Source organism: Ensifer meliloti (genome assembly GCF_030064585.1).
Taxonomy (GTDB): Bacteria; Pseudomonadota; Alphaproteobacteria; order Rhizobiales; family Rhizobiaceae; genus Sinorhizobium; species Sinorhizobium meliloti.
In genome coordinates this window covers 419,804-436,062 of the sequence record NZ_CP120366.1, presented here as the reverse complement: position 1 = coordinate 436,062, position 16,259 = coordinate 419,804, and the positions used below count along the sequence as shown (strand labels likewise).

Here is a 16,259-nt window from a genome sequence, read left to right as displayed (position 1 = left end):
TGTCGAAGGGCCTCATGTCGATATGTGAGATCGAATCCACGGCTATCGCACCGGCATGCGATACCACGTCGGGAAAGCGTTCGAAGCCAGGGTTATCTCGGTCGTTAACTCTGCTCTTCGCGGCAGCGAGCGGCCTCGCTGTCGCAAACGCGTATTTCGCGCACCCGCTTCTCGATGTGATCGCCGACGATCTCTCGCTGCCGCGGGCGACTATCGGGTTCGTGGTCGGCGCCACCCAGCTCGGCTACGGACTGGGTCTCGTCCTGCTTGTACCCGTGGGGGATCTGGTCGACCGGCGCAAGCTCGTCATCATCCAGTCTCTCCTATCGGTTCTGGCATTGCTCTGCGTCGGCTTTGCTCCGACAGAAGAGGTGCTCTTCCCGGCGTTGATTGCGATGGGCTTTTTCGCCGTGGCTACGCAGGCATTCGTCGCCTATGCGGCAAGCCTCGCACGACCCGAGGAGCGCGGCGCAGTCGTCGGTACGGTGACAAGCGGAATCGTGCTCGGCATCCTGCTGGCGCGGACGGTGGCCGGCGCCGTCGTCGACATTGCCGGCTGGCGCGCGGTCTATCTGCTGTCGGCTGCGTTCACGCTCGCTATCACCGCAATTCTCGCTCGTGTCGTGCCAGCGCAGCCGAAGAGCGGTCCGGCGGTCTCTTATCCGAAGCTAATCGGATCCCTGTTCACGTTGTTTCTGCAGGAGCCGGTCCTGCGTGTCCGGGCGATCCTCGCGTTTCTGATCTTCGCCGATGTCACGACGCTTTTGACGCCGCTCGTCCTTCCCTTGAGCGCCCCGCCTTATTCGTTGTCGCATGCTGCGATCGGTCTGTTCGGATTAGCGGGCGCGGCGGGCGCGCTGGGGGCTTCGAGGGCGGGACGTTGGACCGACGAAGGCTTCGGCCAGCGCGTTACCGGCGTGGCGCTCACGCTGATGCTCTGCTCATGGATTTTGATCGGGCTGCTTCCTTATTCGATCCTTTTCCTCGTTACCGGGGTGCTGCTGCTCGATTTCGGGCTCCAGGCCGTTCACGTGGCGAGCCAAGGCCTGATCTACCGGGTGAGACCTGAAGCCCAAAGTCGCCTCACCGCCGCCTATATGGTATTCTACTCGACCGGATCTGCTCTCGGCTCCTCTATCTCAACCCTGGTCTATGCCCGTTGGGCGTGGACGGGAGTAAGCATGCTTGGTGCCGGCATTGCGGCGGCGGCACTCCTCTTTTGGGCGATAACGCTTCCCAAGCGCATGGCCTGACTAAGTGTTAGAGCAAAGCTGCATTCTGCGGCGTCTGACCACGACTATATAACTTCCCCCGGCGTTCAAGGCGCGGCCGGCAGGTGAGTCTCGCCACCGAACCTCAGGGCCTGAGTTGCTTGTGGCTTTGAGGGCATAGTTTTGAACGTCGCCGGTTGTTCGGCGATGATGAGCCTATCTTACTCCCGCGAAGCTCCCCGATAGTTCCAGCTCCGGTAGTAGTCGGCCGGCTTGTCGCCCGCGGTTGCGCCGCCGGTAAGTCGACCTCGTGTTCTGGCCAACGCACTAGAGGAGCCGCGCAGGCTCAGGTAGCCAGGCCGCTAGCATCCTCTCCCACTTCCCGCACAATCCTTTCGACCGCGCGGGCCAACGCGACGGAGCCGCGGCGCTGTTGGGCACCTTCTTCGTGCTCGACCCTGCCGTTGGCGATGCCATCATACACGCCGAGCAGCGCATCGGCGACTTTCGCGGGGACTCCTTCCTGGGCGAGAACCGCAGCACGAGCCCCTGGCGGAACGAATGCGGTCACCACATTGCGATCGAGTACCCTGCCGAATGCGGCCGCAACATCGTTCGCGCTCCAGTCTTGCGGACCCCGCAGCTCAACGATCCGCTTGCCGCTGAATTCGTCACTGAGCAGACAGGCGGCGGTGCGCCCTACGTCGATTGTGCTCACCATCGGGATCTTCTGAGAGGGTTCGAGAAAGCTCGGAAGCACGCCGTCGGCGATCACTGCCGGTGCTATCTCGCCCCAAGTCTCGACGAAATAACCCGGCCGCAAGAAGGTAGTCGACGGCGCTACCTCCGCGAGATGCTTCTCGAGGCTATTGAGCGTTGCGATGACACCTGTACCCGTTTGGTGCTGGGCACCGACGGAGGACAAGGCGACGACCTTTGACAGCCCAGACTGTCGCACCGCTTCTGCAAGTGCGCTGCCGATCTCGTCCGCGCGCTTGTAGGGATCGCCGCTCACGGGCGGGGGAGAAAGCAGGAAGGCGCCCGAGGCTCCGCTCAATGCTGCGGCGAGGCTTGGCACATCCTCGATGCTGCTGATCGCTACACTCGCTCCGAGCTTCGTCCATTTTTCGGCCTGCTCCGGCCGCCGCAGCACGACTCGGACGGGTTTGCGCAAATCGATCAGGGCGTGAGCGGTCTCGCTGCCGGCTCGCCCGTTTGCTCCAAGCACTACGTACATGTCGGTTCTCCTTGGTTGACGACCTGGATACTAGCGTTCACATTGCCATGCGTCGAATGCATGGAGTGTATAGAAGCGATGCGCGAAGTGGATTTAAGGCATGCCGACCTCAACCTCTTAGTTGTCCTTAATGCACTGCTGGACGAACGGAGCGTTACCCGAGCTGCGATGCGGCTTGGCATGAGCCAACCCGCTGTCAGCCGGGCGCTTGCGCGCTTACGGGCACTCTTCTCCGATGCACTTCTGGTGGACGGACCGGGTGGATACCTGCTGACCTCGCGCGCGGAGGATCTGCGTCCTCTACTACGCAACACCTTGGCAGGCGTCAGCGAACTTCTCGACGGCAGAACATTCGATCCGATGCAGGCGACCGGGTCCGTGCGCCTGCTGATGTTGGATCTCGAAGCTGCAGTACTCGCCCCGCGGCTGATCGCCAGTCTCGCGGTGCAAGCGCCGGCCGTCGATCTCCAGGTTGTGCCGCCAGGGCTGCGGCCGCTCGAGGCGCTTGAGGCCGACGCTGTGGATGCCCTCATCGGCGTCGTCGAGGACGCACCTGCGGGAGTCAAAAAACGCAAGCTCTACCAGGATAACTTCGTAACGCTGATGCGCGCCGAGCATCCTACCGCGGCCAGGAAGCTCACTTTGGAACGGTTTCTTGAACTGGATCATGTCGTGGTCAGCATCACCGGGACCGGCCGAGCATGGGTCGATGAAATCCTCGCTCGCTCGGGCAGAAAACGCCGGGTGAAGGTACGGGTGCCGAGCTTCTTCGCGGCAGTCGAAATCGCCGCGCGTTCCGACCTTGTCATGACGCTGCCGTCCAGCCTTGCGCGAACTGCCGCTGACATGCGGCGGTTCGTCATGGCGTCGCCGCCGCTCGACCTGGGTAGCGTGGTCATAAGCCTCGCCTGGCATGCGCGCCATCAGGATGCCCCGAGACATGTCTGGCTGCGCAGAACGATCGCCGCGGCCGTTGCCGATATCGGCCTATAGCGTTCCCGCAGCCGCTGCAGACCAGCGGCGCGAGTGCTCCGGATCGAGCATGCCAATGAGGCGTCTCCTCTCGTTTGGGATCGCAATTAAGTGCCGGAAATCTCTGGCAATCGGCCAATGTGACAAGGCCCGGGATGGGGCCAGGTGTCACTTGCATGGCCTCAGTCAAGATAGGGCGGCCAATTGATCGAATTGTCGGCTTCGGTAAGTCAGCATCCGGCGAGCGGATCGCTACAATCAACTAAACAAGCCGCTCGCCTCGACCAGGCGCCTTCCTCAATCAATACCTCGGTGACCTGGACGCCTCCAACGCGTCGATGAAGACAGTCGCTATAGGCGCGATGGTTCCAGTAGCAGGCACGCCATGGAAGCAGCGTGGGCCAGTGGCCACTATGGCGTGCTCTGCGAGCTTGCTCGGGCCTTGGCCCGCAGAGTAGCCGTGCGAAACGTGCAGGGCGGGATAGGTCTCGACAGAAGCGCCCTAATCCTGGCCGCTTCCGATCCTGTTGGCCGTTCCTCCGCCGGCGTCGCCATGTTTGGCTGCGGCGTCTTGAATTATGCTTCGAGCCCACGAGATTGCCGGCTCTTGCAAGGCGGAGATACCCCAAAGCAACGAAAGCTGTGATCGTCGGGGTGGGTCAAGGCGAATGAGCCGGAGATCAGGATGGCGACAGATCAGCGCTCGGGCGGAACGGTCCGGCATCGATGCGATCAGATCCGTAGCCTCGAGCACATGCCCCAGGGCGGCATAACTCGGCACGGAGAAGGCAATTTTGCGGTGCTTTCCAGCTCGCGCCAGTTCCACATCGAGGTAGTTCTGTGACGTCGGCCAAGGAACCGGATAGATGTGTTGCTGCGCCAGGTAAAGCTCGGTCGAAATGCGATCGGAACCGGCATGGAGCGCCGAGCGCGGGCCGGCCAGAACGACAAGCTCATCCTCCCACACGACGGCAGCATCGACGAGTGCTCCGGTAGGTGTGGCGCCTCCGACAGAAAGCACAAAGTCGACCCGGCCTGTGGCGAGATCGATCTCGTAGCTGCGACGCTCGAACGGTTCGATTGTGAGCGACCAATGCGGCGCGCGGCTTCGCAATATTGCTGCTAATACTGGCAGGAGCGAGATCTCCAGAGCTCCTGGAGAAACGATCCGAATGTCTCGCACCGACTCGCCGGGCTCGAATGTCGCGCCCGGCGCGCTCACTCGACCGGCCTCCAGCTCGACGTCCAATACTGCTTTCAAAAGAGAAAGCGAGCGCTCAAGGCTTTGTGCACGCGCGGTTGGCAACATTCCGCCGCCCGTTCTGACGAACAGAGGGTCTGAAAACATCTGTCTTAGCTTGGCGAGCGCATGACTGACTGCAGAAGGGGAAACAAAGAGGCGTTCGGCGCAGCGAGCGACGCTCCGTTCTTCCAACATAACTGCCAGCACCTTGAGAAGGTTGAGGTCGATTCTGCGCCAATCCACGTGAACTGAATCCTGTTCAGTTTAAGATGAGAACCTATCATTTGGCTCAGTTTCACCGATGTGGCAATAGCTCTGGAGCACATCCTCCAAACTGGTGAAAGTATGCCAAAAATCGTTAGCTTGACCGCTGCGCTCGCAGTTTTTGCAAGCCTCGTCCCAACTCAGTTGATCGCGAGCGGTTTATCTGATCGGGACCGTCTTCGCTCTGAACTCACGGCTCTCGCCAACGCACATCCTGGGCGAGTAGGCATCTGCGTGCGGGATGAGGCGTCGCCCGCAATCTGCGTGAATGGTGAGCAGCGTTTCTCACTGCAGAGCGTGATGAAGGTCGTCGTGGCCGCGGCCGTGATGCAGGCGGTCGACGACCGTCGCATCGCGTTGGGAGACCGCCTTACTATTCGGCGTGGCGATCTGAGCGTCAACATCCAGCCCATCGCCGATATCGTCGCCGAAAGGGGCTCCTTTGAAACCAGTATTGGGGACTTGGTCAGCCGCGCGGTGGTGGAAAGTGACAGCGCCGCGACTGACGTCCTGATCTCGCACCTGGGAGGCACGAAGGCGGTGCAGGCGTTTCTCGACGAAGCAGGGCTGCAGGGAATCAGGATCGATCGAACGGAGCGGGAGCTTCAAACCGAAACGGACGGGCTGACCTGGACACCGGAGTTCGTGTTCCCGGAACGCCTCGAGCAGGCTCGCAAAGAGGTTGCCGATGCCAGGCGTCAAGCCGCATTCGAAGCGTACCTCAAGGATCCGCGCGACACCGCCACGCCCATCGAAATGGTTGGTTTCCTGCACAGACTGGCGACGGGCCAACTCCTTTCCGCATCCTCGACCGCGCACCTTCTCGAAGTCATGAATAGGACTGTAACTTTCCCCGACCGCCTGCGTGCCGGCGTGCCTTCAGGCTGGACGATCGGGCACAAAACAGGCACGAGCCAGACCCGCAACGGTATCAATGGCGTGACCAACGACGTCGGCATTCTGACTGCCCCGGACGGCACTCACGTTGCCGTAGCCGCATTCGTGGCGGAGTCTCGTGCTGGCAAAGATGAGCGCGCCGCCACGATTGCCGCAGCGGCCCGAGCCATTACGGCAGCTTACAAGTAGTCGCTGCGACGAGGGATGATTCATTTCATCTCTTGCAAGCTGAGTGGTCCGGACAGACCGTAAATCTCGCCGATTTGTGGAGGCCTCGGATCCTCACATAGCCACTTATGCCGTCTCGGCCTTTGACGGCGACCCCTGAAGAGCCACTACAAGAAAGGAAAAAACGATAATGACGACCTTGATTTCGCGCCGGCGCGCGCTCGCAGGAGCGATCTTCGCCATGCCTGCGCTTGCCACCGTTTCGACTATCGCCCGGGCAGAATTGCAGCACGCACTTGAGGCAAGGCTTGCTGAGCTGGAAAGGCGCCATGGTGGCCGCGTCGGAGTCGCCGCGCTCAATCTTTCGACCGGAGCGCGGGTGGGGCATCGGGCGGACGAGCGATTTTTGATGTGCAGCACGTTCAAGGCACTTGCGTCGGCAATGGTCCTCGCGCGCGTCGATAAAGGAGTTGAAAAGCTGGATAGGCGGATCGTCTTTTCGAAGGAAGTCCTCGTCTACTTCTCACCCGTCACAGAAACGCGTGTCGGCGGTGAGGGAATGTCGGTCGCGGAACTCTGCATGGCGACCTTGACGCAGAGCGACAATACGGCAATAAACCTTCTGCTTGAGAGCTTCGGGGGGCCTCCAGCCCTAACCGAATTTGTCCGTTCCTTCGGCGACGAATTAACGCGCCTCGATCGTTTCGAGCCCGAATTGAATGAGCACGACGGTCCGGACGATTTACGTGACACCACCACACCTGGAGCCATGATGGAGACCCTGCGCAAGCTGATCTTCGGTGAGGTCTTGTCCAGGTCTTCCCGTGCGCAACTCGCCGGATGGATGGTCATGAACAAGACGGGGGACTCACGGCTGCGCGCTGGTATGCCAGAGTCATGGATGATCGCGGATAAAACCGGTGGCAATGGAAACCAGCACGCCAACAATAACGATATCGCAGTAGCGTGGTCACCGAACCGGGGTGCAATCGTTGTGGCTACTTACTGTGAGATTCCCACCATATCCGCCGACGAGCGAAACGCGGTCGTCGCTGAGGTCGGGCGCCTAGTGGCGGAGCTGGCATGAGCTACACGAGCCGCAGGATCTTGCGCTCCTGCGGCGCTGTCTAGGAGCGGACGGTCCTCGCAGCGATGAGGAGCGGCAGTGCCTGAATCATGACAATCTTCGCTTTCTTTGCGGCGGTAGTCGTTTGAAGGTGGTGGCCGTCGCCCAAGCGGTCCTCTTCCGCCGGATGCGCGCCGTCATGCTGCGCCCGCATGATAAAGGGCTGATCGCCACCACGCTGAACTTTGATTACGAGGTCCGCAGCGCCAAGGAGGCCTTCAAAGAGATCCCCGACATCAAGATTGAGGCCGATATGCCCGACTTGGCGAGGCACATCATTGGCATGAAGAAGGGCACATCCTCAGCCGAAGAGTGCGATGATCGCTACGAGCCACACTCGCCGAGTTGATCAAGGCCAAGCTCGAAGGAAAATCCCTGCCGAAGCGTGCACCCCGAAGGTTCAAGGGCCAACGATCTAAGAATCTTTGAAAGACAGTATAGCGGCGCGCGGTCGGGTGCTGACAACTGTCCGGCCTCTGATGCGGCCTTCCATTTGCCGCGTGCCCGTATGAATGGCTGCCGTGCTTGAAGGGCGACCAGGGTTCGCAGGTCGGCGAGGTATCCCGCGCCCTCCGCTGGCTTGCCGTTGGCAGCGATTACCGGGGAAAACGAAAACGATCGTCCCGGTTGATGGGCCTCGGTGCGCGCAAATAGCTCTTCCATTCATACAGATTCAACGGTGTTTGAGGCGCCCCGTCTCTACCTCGCGATCATCCAGGAGGTCGTTCATCGTGCGATATTCGTCACAGAGCTTGTTGAAGCTTCAGCCCGTCGCACGGTCTCTTCATTCTCGAAGGAACTCGCCGACAATAATCGGCTACGCTCAACCATCCTGTCGGTACATTGTCTTCTGCCCCTCCGGCAGTATGCCTATATGCGCGGCCGTTATTGCGTCGGCCCTCTTGCAACGAACCTGGCGGTCGCGTGCCGTGTACCAGAAGAACGCGTCGTGAAAGACAGCAACGGAGCCCATTCCCAGACGGAGACTCCGCCACGCTCATGAAGGATCAAAGGCTTGCATCTCCAATCGTTGGGAGCGTCGTTTTCTCGACTCCCTGCGGCTGGCGACGGCAGAATTATTTGCAGGAGGGCGCGCTGGAGGCGTATTTCCGCGGTTCAGAAGAGCGCAGTCATAAGTCGGCGGTATTCCGCCTCCGGCTTGCCATAGGCGTCCCGCGCGAACTCTTCGAGGGCTTGCCTGTTTCTGATAATAATGTTGCCCCTGTTCGAGCGAATGAAACCGTTGCCTTCAAGGACGTGGAGCGACGTTGTGACGCTTGGACGGCGAACCGCGAGCATCAGCGAAATGAACTCGTGCGTCAGAGGAATCTCGTCGCCTGATACACGATCGTGACACATCAGAAGCCATCTGGCTAATCTCTCGTCCACTCCGTGCAACGCGTTCGAAATCGCAGTGTAGGTAAGCTGAATCGAGAAGGCCTCAATGCATCGGATCATCACCCTGGCGAAGTTCCGGTTGCGATCCATCCATTTCCGGAATGCGCTGAACTCCATCCGGTAGGCGTTTCCTTCGATCTGCATGATGATGTCGTGCACACTGAGCTCTACGCCCATAGCAGCAGAAGTCGGGATATAACCTTCACTCCCGAAGATACCCGCCTCCGCTTTGTTACCCTCAGGCGTCGAGGCGACCAGGGAGCCAATCCCGGACGTGAGATAATAAACATGGTCTATGGGGGCGCCGGCCGTAGCAATAAGAGCGCCTCTAGTCACTTTGACATAGTCGAGGTCGGGCGCAATCTGATTATAGTCAGGCTCCGGAAGCAGGTCCAGCAACTGGTTGTCAACCGCGGCTTCGGGTGGAATCGCCATTGCCTTCCCTTAATGGGAGCCGGGGGTGCCGCGGCTCTGTTGGCAGCTTTCTGCCAAGTATTGCGGATCGGTATTACATGACTCTAGCATGCCGGCTGCCCATCGACTATGTGCAAGTCAGCAACATTCTGAGGCCAGTCGTCTCCAATCGGGCGGTGACCGTACGGTTCCGGACCCTTTGTCCTTGGGCGCAGTATTGACTCGCCATGTAGACCAAGGCGCGTAGACTTTCCCAATCGAGGCGATCGCCAGGCCGGAGGAAGAGCTAATGAGACCCCAAAGAGTACCCACCCTTGATCCACTAGGGCCTGACGAGCTCGAGATGATCGAGGGCGTTTTTCGTCGCGAACTGGAATTGCGAGCATTGCCACTGAAGTCCGAGGAGGCTGCAATACTCGCAGCGAGGCTGATCGGTGCCTATCAGTCCGGAATACGCGACGCTGTCGGCCTGACCGCGGCGGCGGAACGTTTGTGAGGCAGCACCTCCCGATCACCTTGAAGCGCACCTGCGCGCCTGCGTACTCACAAGCGTTGCAGGTTACCTGGAGCGGTTCCTCAAGGGCACGCCTTATCGCGAGGATGTTCACGTTCCGTGCTAGAAGGATGGCATAATGTATCGAACAAGAACCTGCATAATTTATCGTCAGGAACTGTCGGCCATCGGAGAAGGTGAATTCTGACGACCCGTATCAGGAGCGACGTCCCCAACTGTTTACAATGATGACTCCGGCAAGAGCCAGTGCGCCGCCAAGAATGGTGTTTGCCTGCGGAATTTCACCTAGCAGGAGCCACGCCAGTCCAACAGAGGACGGTGGAACCAAATAGAGAAATTGACCTGCCCGCGCGGCACCGAAACTCTTGCGTGCGTAGGTCCAGCAGCTTTGACCGATAATGCCCGGACCGACGGCCAGGAACATGATCATCAGCCAGGTGTCCGGACGCGCGCGCATCAATTGGGAGACGCCGGCCGGTAGCCAGGGCGTGAGGGCGAGAGCGCCGGCAACGATGACGAGCGCCCGTCACGTCGAGCGGCTCGGCTCTGGCGAAGAGAGGGCGCTGGAGGATGGAATAGGCCGCTGCACAGGCTGCGGCGAGCACGATCAACGTCGATCCCGTCCCGAACGACAGACCCCCGGGCTGCCCCGAGGCGATCAGGGCCACTCCGGAAAAGCCAACTATCGTTCCAACCCAATTCCAGCGACCGAAACGCTCTTTCAAGAAGAGCACCGCGAGCAGCACCATGAAAAGCGGCTGTGTGTTGACGATGAAGCCGGCAGCGCCGGCGGAGACGGCTGCCTGCCCTAAATTGAGGAGCACGTTGTACGCGGCAATGCCAAGGAGGCCGCTGATTGCCAGAACGACGAAATCCCGGGGGAGGAACCATCGCGGACGCCGCCAGGCAATCCACGCAATCGCGAAGACCGCCGCCAGCGCGAAGCGGATAGCTGCCAAGGGCAAGGGTTCCACTTCGCGCAATGCATAGCCGATCGCCGCAAAAGAGAAAGACCAGGTGATGACTGTTCCTGCAATCGCAAGTGCCGGCAAGAAGGGCGTCATGGGGATGTCAGCTGCATTTTTGTTCATGCGAGCTGTGTGCCACACAAACATCTGTTGACATAGAATGCGCGCCGACATTCAGATGTGCTCATGACGCACAACGATGAACTGCCGCCGCTCGAGGCGCTTCAGGCCGTCCTGTCGGCTTACCGCCTCGGCTCGTTCTCGGCTGCCGCGGCTGCGCTTGGCATTAGCCATGGCGCCGTCAGCCGACGTGTCGCAGCGACGGAACGCTGGGCCGGTCTCCGTCTTTTCGGCCGTCACGGGCGAGGCGTGCGAGCGACACTCGACGGCGAGCGCTTCGCCGCACGCATAGAACTCGCCTTGGCGATGCTGCACGACAGTCGAGGCATGGGTCGTTCGGATCATGGGCTCGATACCGTTCGTGTCGGCCTCGTGCAGTCCTTTGCGCGTCTTTGGTTGACACCGAGACTGGCAGCCCTCGAAGGCACGCCGCCCGACCTCAGGATCGAGATGGACATCGACAACGCACATATGGCGCTTTCCGACGCGCGCATTGCCATTCGGCTGGGCCGTGGCGGCTAGCCAAATGTCGTCTCGGAGCCTTTGTTCGACGAAGGTCTGCAGCCTTTTGCCTGCCAAAGGATTGCTCTTGAACTGGGCCCTGACCCGGCTGCCAGGGATCTGCTGCGTTATCCACTGATCCACGATGCGTCCGAGGCTGGTTGGCGCCTCTGGCTGGCCGCGCAGGATCTGGTATATCACCCCGAAGGCAAGGATCGGACCTTCGGCGGCCACGATCTGGCTTTAATAGCAGCGGCTTCGGGCATGGGCATTGTTTTAGGGCGCAAGCCCTACGGTATCGAGCAGCACGAACGGATGGCTTGCTTCCGTTCATCCGGCTGTGGTGGATAACGTGGAACGGTTTCACGTCGTTACGCGATCAGGTGCGCGGCACGGGGCGATCGACAGACTGATCCATCGTCTGCGGAGCCAGGCTCGTCAGTCGCAGCCTAGAGCGGAATGAGAAAATGCGTGCGCGGCTTTCAGCCCGCATTCCGCTATGGCGGTTGCAGTTAGGAGAGAGTCGGTGCGCTTTATGTCACGCTGCCGCGCGGGGATCTGTCGATGACTGAGCACGCGGTAATCATTGCGGGAGGAGGTCCGACAGGGCTTATGCTCGCTTGCGAGTTGACATTGACCGGGATCGATGTTGCCATCGTGGAAAAGCGCGTCAGCCCGGCCATTGTGGGATCGCGTGCGGGCGGTCTCCATTCCCGCACTATTGAGGTTCTCGACCAGCGGGGCATTGCTGACCGGTTCCTCTCCGAAGGACAGGTGGCCCAGGTCACGGGTTTCGCCGCGACCAAGCTCGACATCAGCGACCTCCCGACGAGGCACCCCTATGGGCTGGGGCTGTGGCAGAACCACATCGAGCGCATACTTGCCAGCAGGGCCGACGAGCTGGACGTCACGATATATCGCGGAAGTGCGGTATCGGACTTTGAACAGGACGACATCGGCGTAGACATGAAGTTGTCCAACGGTCAATCGCTTCGGGCCGAATATCTCGTCGGGTGCGATGGCGGTCGCAGCCTTGTTCGGAAGAAAGTAGGGATTGAATTCTCTGGATGGGAATCGACGACAAGCAGCCTTATCGCGGAGGTCGAAATTACCGAACAGCCGCCGATGGGCACCCATCACACCCCTCTTGGGATCCACTCTTTCGGCAGACTGGAATATGAGATCCGTGATGGCGAGGTTGTCTATAAGGACGAAGGACCGGTACGCGTTCTGGTACCCGAACAGCATGTCCGCGGAGCGGCTGGCGAGGCCACCCTGCGCGAACTTAGCGCCGCGCTGATCGCCGCGTGCGGAACCGACTACGGCGTGCACAGCCCCACGTGGATTTCGCGATTCACCGACATGGCCAGGCAAGCAGCATCCTACCGCAAGGGGCGGGTGCTGCTGGCAGGCGATGCCGCACACGTTCATTCGCCGGTTGGTGGACAAGGGCTCAATACCGGTGTGCAAGATGCCGTAAATTTGGGGTGGAAGCTGGCCCAAGCGGTCAGTGGAACATCACCGGATACCCTACTGGATACCTACCATTCAGAGCGCCACCCAGTCGCAGCCCGGGTGCTGCGCAACACGTTGGCGCAAGTCGCGCTGCTGCGCCCTGACGATCGCACAGAGGCCGCGCGGAGCGTCGTGGCAGAACTGCTGCAAATGGACGAGCCGCGCAAGCGGTTTGGAGCCATGATGTCAGGCCTGGATATTCACTACGATCTCGGCGAGGGACACCCGCTGCTCGGACGCCGGATGCCCGATCTGAACCTGGTGACCGCCAGTGGCCAAGTACGGGTTTACACCTTACTGCACTCGGCGCGGCCGATACTCCTCAACTTGGGCAAGCCCGGCGCGTTCGATATCAAACCCTGGATTGATCGGGTCCAGCTCGTCGACGCGCAGTATGCCGGCGCGTGGGAGCTTCCAGTGTTCGGAAAGGTCACTGCTCCCGGCGCTGTGCTGGTCCGACCCGATGGCTATGTCGCCTGGGTCGGAGATTCAACCCGGCGTGGATTGGTTGACGCATTGTGGACATGGTTCGGAGCGCCAGCGGACTATAGACCAGGAGCTCATAACGAGGGCAAGCCGCTATAGGTCTACTGGAACAGCGCTGTTCGATTTTCGATACGCGTGCCGGATCAACGGCGCTGCGCCCCAGGCGCATCAGGGGAACGGAGGAGATGCGTCGCCGTCGCATTCTTATTCTTTGCTCCGCACTCACCCAGGCGGTGAAACTGGCGGGAAGCGTTTGAGGGCGCAGCACCGGGGTTCAGAATCGACCTCCTGCGCGCGTAAGTGGGCTTTGGCCGGAAGCGGCTTCAGTCAATTGCCTCCTGTTGAAGGGCAGCACAAGCAGCGCTGCCACGAAGGCGATCCCAACAACAGCGACGGAGACCATCGGCCAGCCGAATGCGCCGGCAAGGCCGCTGGCGGCGGCAGGACCGATGATGAGGCCGAGGTTATTGCCTTGCATGGCGAAGCCGATGGTCACGCCGACGAGTTCAGCCCCCGGGGCTTGACGCGGCGCGCTATCAAAAATGACGACGGGGATCAGCCCGCCGGCGAAAGAGAAGACGACACAGAGCGCATAGGAGGCGATGGCCCACAGGGTATGGCTGAAGATCCCGATCCCGCAAAGGGCCATGATGCCGAAGCTGAAGTTCAACAGGCGCGCCGGCTGGAAGCCGCGGGCGAGTAACTGTCCGCACACGAGGTTGCCGACGCCGCTCGCCGCTATGGCCAGCGCGCTCAACATGCTCGCCGTCTCATTGCTTATCCCGAGGCGTTGAGAAAGCAGCGGTGGCAGAAGGCCGAATACGGCAAAGAAGATCGCCGAGAACGCCGTGAATAGACCTCCCAGCACCCAGGGTCCGGGCGAAACAAGCGCCTCACCGATGTCTTGATGGATCTTGCGGTACGGTCGCGGGTGGTTGGGTGGCGGGTGCAGGCCCCACCTGAGAAGCATCGCGTAGCTGACGAGGATCGAGGCATTCAAGAACCAAAACCCGCGCCAAGTGACGATGCTCAGCAGCGGTGCGGCGAGCATGATCACTGTTAAGCCCACTGGCATGAAGCTTGCCCACAGTGCCATCGCCCGGTCGCGGATCTGGATCGGGGCTAATCCGGCGATCAGGGCGGGGGCGGCAACAACAAGGCAGAGAAAGCCGAGACCTTCGATCACCCTTGTCGCGAGAAGGGCAGTAAAGCCAGGCGATAGCGCGCCTAAGGCCGAACCAGCAGCCTGAAGAAGCAGGCCAAGGGAAGCCATTGTTCTGGCCCCGATGCGGTCGACAGCCAGTCCGATTGGAGCACCGGCCAGAGCGCCGAGGATGGCGAAAGCTGAGATGAGCCACGACGCCGCGGCGAGACTGAGCGCCAGATCCCCCTGTACCGCGGCAAGTGCGGCCGGCGCTTTACCCACCTGGAAGGCAGACACCACGCCCGCGCCCACGACGAGCGAAATCCGGGGCCATGCCGATCCGCCCGATGTGAATTGGGAGACAATCAACGGACCAGCTCCGGCTGAAGGTGACTGCGACCGAGCTGCATGGCAGCTGCGACCTCGGCGACGTGCCTGCCCTGAAACCGTGCGCCGTCCAGTTCATTGGCGCTCGGGCTGCGGTCGCGGTGGTTTTCGTCCTCAGCCAGCGTCGAGGCGCCGTATGGCGAACCGCCGGTGATCTCGTCCATACGCATCTGGCCTTTGAAGCTGTATGGTAAGCCCACAATCACCATGCCGAGGTGCAGCATGACGACGTGCGTGGAGAGGATCGTCGACTCCTGTCCGCCGTGTTGACTGCCCGTAGAGGTGAAGACGCTGCCAACCTTCCCGACCAGCTTGTTTTCGGCCCATAGGCCGCCGGTCTGGTCGAGAAAATTCTTCATTTGGCTCGCCATGTTGCCGAAGCGAGTCGGCGTGCCGATGACGATTGCATCATAGTCGGCAAGCTCGGCAACGGTTGCGATGGGCGCTTCCTGGCCGAGCCGGTATCCTGAACTCCTAGCGACCGCCTCCGGCACGAGTTCCGGCACGCGCTTGAGCGCCACGGTGGCGCCCGCCTGCTTGGCCCCATTTGCGACCGCTTTCGCCATTGCCTCGATGTGACCATACGAGGAATAGTAGAGCACGAGCATCTTGGTCATCTCTTCGTCCTGTCTTGTTGCGGGTGACCGGACGCGGACGAGGTTGCCTCCGTGCCGGTCAGCACCGGTTGCCTTCTGCCAACCAATAGATGAAATGGGCGAGTGATCAGGGTAATTGTGAAAAAATCGGCCAAGTCGATCTATGGAATAGATCATGTTGGATGCCCTTACGCTCGACCAGATGCGCATCTTCGTCGCCATAGCGGAGACGGGGAGCTTCCGCGCGGCCGCTGCGCGCCTCTCCCGAGTTCAATCCGCACTCAGCCATGCGGTTGCCAATCTGGAGGCGGAGCTCGGGGTCAGCCTCTTCGACCGCTCCGGGCACCGGCCGGTGCTAACGCCGGCGGGCCGCTCGTTACTGAGCGATGCGCGCGCCATCCTTCTCAAGACAGACACAATGCGCGCGCGTGCTCGCGGACTTGGCGGGGGAGTCGAACTTGGGCTGACGATCGCGCTCGATCCGCAATTTCCGCCCGGTCTCGCCGGTGCTGCACTGGAGGAAATGCACCGGGACTATCCCTCGGTCGCCATACGGCTACTCACGGCATCTCTCGGAGAAGCAGTTCATGCGCTACGGGAGCGCCGCTGCGCTGTGGCCATCAGTGGCATCGATCTTCCCGATCCACATATTGAACGGCGGGCGCTCGCCCTTGTGCCGCGCGCCGCCGTCGTCGCTGCGAGCCACCCACTCGCTGTCTTGGCTGCAGCGGGGAATCCGGTCACAGCCGCGGATCTGGCGGACCATGTGCAGGTCGTTGCCGAGGATCCATCTCCGCTGACACGAGGCCGCGACTTTAACGTTCTGTCTCCTGGAACATGGCGGGTGGGTGACAACATGACAAAGCATGCGCTCATCCTCGCCGGAATCGGCTGGGGAAACTTGCCGCTCTGGCTGGTCGAGCGCGATTTGGCGGAAGGCCGGCTCGTGCGGGTTCCCGCCGCGGAATTCGGTCCGCAAGGCGAAACGCTGACAAATGCCTACCTGATGCATAGGACCGACGAGCATCTCGGCCCCGCCACACGTGCATTTTGCGACGCGTTGCTGCGCATGGCCGGCCACCGAACGGTGCCGTGATG

The 16,259-nt window shown here is 61.0% G+C and carries 12 protein-coding genes and 3 pseudogenes; 9 read left to right on the top strand and 6 right to left on the bottom strand.

Translation table 11 applies throughout. From position 1 onward, the window contains the following. The first annotated feature begins 14 nt into the window (after window positions 1–14). Complete coding sequence (locus PZL22_RS26450) at window positions 15–1,253, top strand: MFS transporter (RefSeq protein ID WP_026030104.1); 1,239 nt, start codon at window positions 15–17, stop codon at window positions 1,251–1,253. A 304-nt stretch (window positions 1,254–1,557) separates the two neighbouring features. On the opposite strand, the gene PZL22_RS26445 is transcribed toward PZL22_RS26450, so the two are convergent. Next, window positions 1,558–2,448: an NmrA family NAD(P)-binding protein gene (locus tag PZL22_RS26445; RefSeq protein WP_284718779.1), complete on the bottom strand. Its 891-nt coding sequence runs from the start codon at window positions 2,446–2,448 to the stop codon at window positions 1,558–1,560. A gap of 78 nt (window positions 2,449–2,526) precedes the next feature. On the opposite strand from PZL22_RS26445, the gene PZL22_RS26440 reads away from it, so the two are divergent. Further along, window positions 2,527–3,441, top strand: a complete 915-nt coding sequence (locus PZL22_RS26440; protein WP_010968027.1) for a LysR family transcriptional regulator — start codon at window positions 2,527–2,529, stop codon at window positions 3,439–3,441. Window positions 3,442–3,922: 481 nt separating this feature from the next. Here PZL22_RS26440 and PZL22_RS26435 read toward each other — a convergent pair whose 3' ends face one another. Continuing rightward, on the bottom strand, window positions 3,923–4,906 hold the full coding sequence (locus PZL22_RS26435) for a LysR family transcriptional regulator (protein ID WP_010968026.1): 984 nt from the start codon (window positions 4,904–4,906) through the stop codon (window positions 3,923–3,925). Window positions 4,907–5,008: 102 nt separating this feature from the next. On the opposite strand from PZL22_RS26435, the gene bla (PZL22_RS26430) reads away from it, so the two are divergent. From bla (PZL22_RS26430) to PZL22_RS26420, 3 genes and pseudogenes are all read left to right on the top strand, one after another. After that, window positions 5,009–6,013 (top strand): class A beta-lactamase, encoded by a 1,005-nt coding sequence (gene bla, locus PZL22_RS26430; RefSeq protein ID WP_010968025.1) that lies wholly within the window; start codon window positions 5,009–5,011, stop codon window positions 6,011–6,013. 169 nt (window positions 6,014–6,182) lie between these two features. Beyond that, a complete protein-coding gene (gene bla / locus PZL22_RS26425; protein ID WP_015445499.1) occupies window positions 6,183–7,079 on the top strand; it encodes a class A beta-lactamase in 897 nt (298 codons plus the stop codon). 112 nt (window positions 7,080–7,191) lie between these two features. Next, window positions 7,192–7,569 (top strand): annotated as a pseudogene (locus tag PZL22_RS26420) (Ku protein); the annotation flags it as partial. A gap of 665 nt (window positions 7,570–8,234) precedes the next feature. On the opposite strand, the gene PZL22_RS26415 reads toward PZL22_RS26420, so the two are convergent. Next, a complete protein-coding gene (locus PZL22_RS26415; RefSeq protein WP_010968022.1) occupies window positions 8,235–8,951 on the bottom strand; it encodes a Crp/Fnr family transcriptional regulator in 717 nt (238 codons plus the stop codon). A gap of 268 nt (window positions 8,952–9,219) precedes the next feature. Here PZL22_RS26415 and PZL22_RS26410 point away from each other — a divergent pair, with 268 nt between their 5' ends. Beyond that, window positions 9,220–9,426: a hypothetical protein gene (locus PZL22_RS26410; protein WP_013845721.1), complete on the top strand. Its 207-nt coding sequence runs from the start codon at window positions 9,220–9,222 to the stop codon at window positions 9,424–9,426. A 214-nt stretch (window positions 9,427–9,640) separates the two neighbouring features. Here the strand turns inward: PZL22_RS26410 and PZL22_RS26405 are convergent. Beyond that, a pseudogene (locus PZL22_RS26405) lies at window positions 9,641–10,535 on the bottom strand (DMT family transporter). Window positions 10,536–10,598: 63 nt separating this feature from the next. Between PZL22_RS26405 and PZL22_RS31465 the strand changes: the two are divergent. Next, a pseudogene (locus PZL22_RS31465) lies at window positions 10,599–11,496 on the top strand (LysR family transcriptional regulator). A gap of 101 nt (window positions 11,497–11,597) precedes the next feature. Further along, complete coding sequence (locus PZL22_RS26390) at window positions 11,598–13,133, top strand: FAD-dependent monooxygenase (protein ID WP_284718778.1); 1,536 nt, start codon at window positions 11,598–11,600, stop codon at window positions 13,131–13,133. A 175-nt stretch (window positions 13,134–13,308) separates the two neighbouring features. Here the strand turns inward: PZL22_RS26390 and PZL22_RS26385 are convergent, their stop codons facing one another. Together PZL22_RS26385 and wrbA are read right to left on the bottom strand one after the other, a co-directional pair. Beyond that, window positions 13,309–14,547, bottom strand: coding sequence for an MFS transporter (locus PZL22_RS26385; RefSeq protein ID WP_010968018.1), 1,239 nt, complete (start codon window positions 14,545–14,547; stop codon window positions 13,309–13,311). After that, window positions 14,544–15,182, bottom strand: coding sequence for an NAD(P)H:quinone oxidoreductase (wrbA, locus tag PZL22_RS26380; protein WP_010968017.1), 639 nt, complete (start codon window positions 15,180–15,182; stop codon window positions 14,544–14,546). The genes PZL22_RS26385 and wrbA overlap by 4 nt, the downstream gene beginning before the upstream one ends. Before the next feature lie 154 nt (window positions 15,183–15,336). Between wrbA and PZL22_RS26375 the strand changes: the two genes are divergently transcribed. Next, a complete protein-coding gene (locus PZL22_RS26375; RefSeq protein ID WP_014527976.1) occupies window positions 15,337–16,257 on the top strand; it encodes a LysR family transcriptional regulator in 921 nt (306 codons plus the stop codon). Window positions 16,258–16,259: the final 2 nt, after the last annotated feature.

Excerpts from the sequence above, each read along its gene's own strand:
- PZL22_RS26450 (WP_026030104.1), top strand. The coding sequence starts at position 15 with ATGTCGATATGTGAGATCGAATCCACGGCTATCGCACCGGCATGCGAT.
- PZL22_RS26445 (WP_284718779.1), bottom strand. The coding sequence starts at position 2,448 with ATGTACGTAGTGCTTGGAGCAAACGGGCGAGCCGGCAGCGAGACCGCT.
- PZL22_RS26440 (WP_010968027.1), top strand. The coding sequence starts at position 2,527 with ATGCGCGAAGTGGATTTAAGGCATGCCGACCTCAACCTCTTAGTTGTC.
- bla (WP_010968025.1), top strand. The coding sequence starts at position 5,009 with ATGCCAAAAATCGTTAGCTTGACCGCTGCGCTCGCAGTTTTTGCAAGC.
- bla (WP_015445499.1), top strand. The coding sequence starts at position 6,183 with ATGACGACCTTGATTTCGCGCCGGCGCGCGCTCGCAGGAGCGATCTTC.
- PZL22_RS26415 (WP_010968022.1), bottom strand. The coding sequence starts at position 8,951 with ATGGCGATTCCACCCGAAGCCGCGGTTGACAACCAGTTGCTGGACCTG.
- PZL22_RS26410 (WP_013845721.1), top strand. The coding sequence starts at position 9,220 with ATGAGACCCCAAAGAGTACCCACCCTTGATCCACTAGGGCCTGACGAG.
- PZL22_RS26390 (WP_284718778.1), top strand. The coding sequence starts at position 11,598 with ATGACTGAGCACGCGGTAATCATTGCGGGAGGAGGTCCGACAGGGCTT.
- wrbA (WP_010968017.1), bottom strand. The coding sequence starts at position 15,182 with ATGACCAAGATGCTCGTGCTCTACTATTCCTCGTATGGTCACATCGAG.
- PZL22_RS26375 (WP_014527976.1), top strand. The coding sequence starts at position 15,337 with ATGTTGGATGCCCTTACGCTCGACCAGATGCGCATCTTCGTCGCCATA.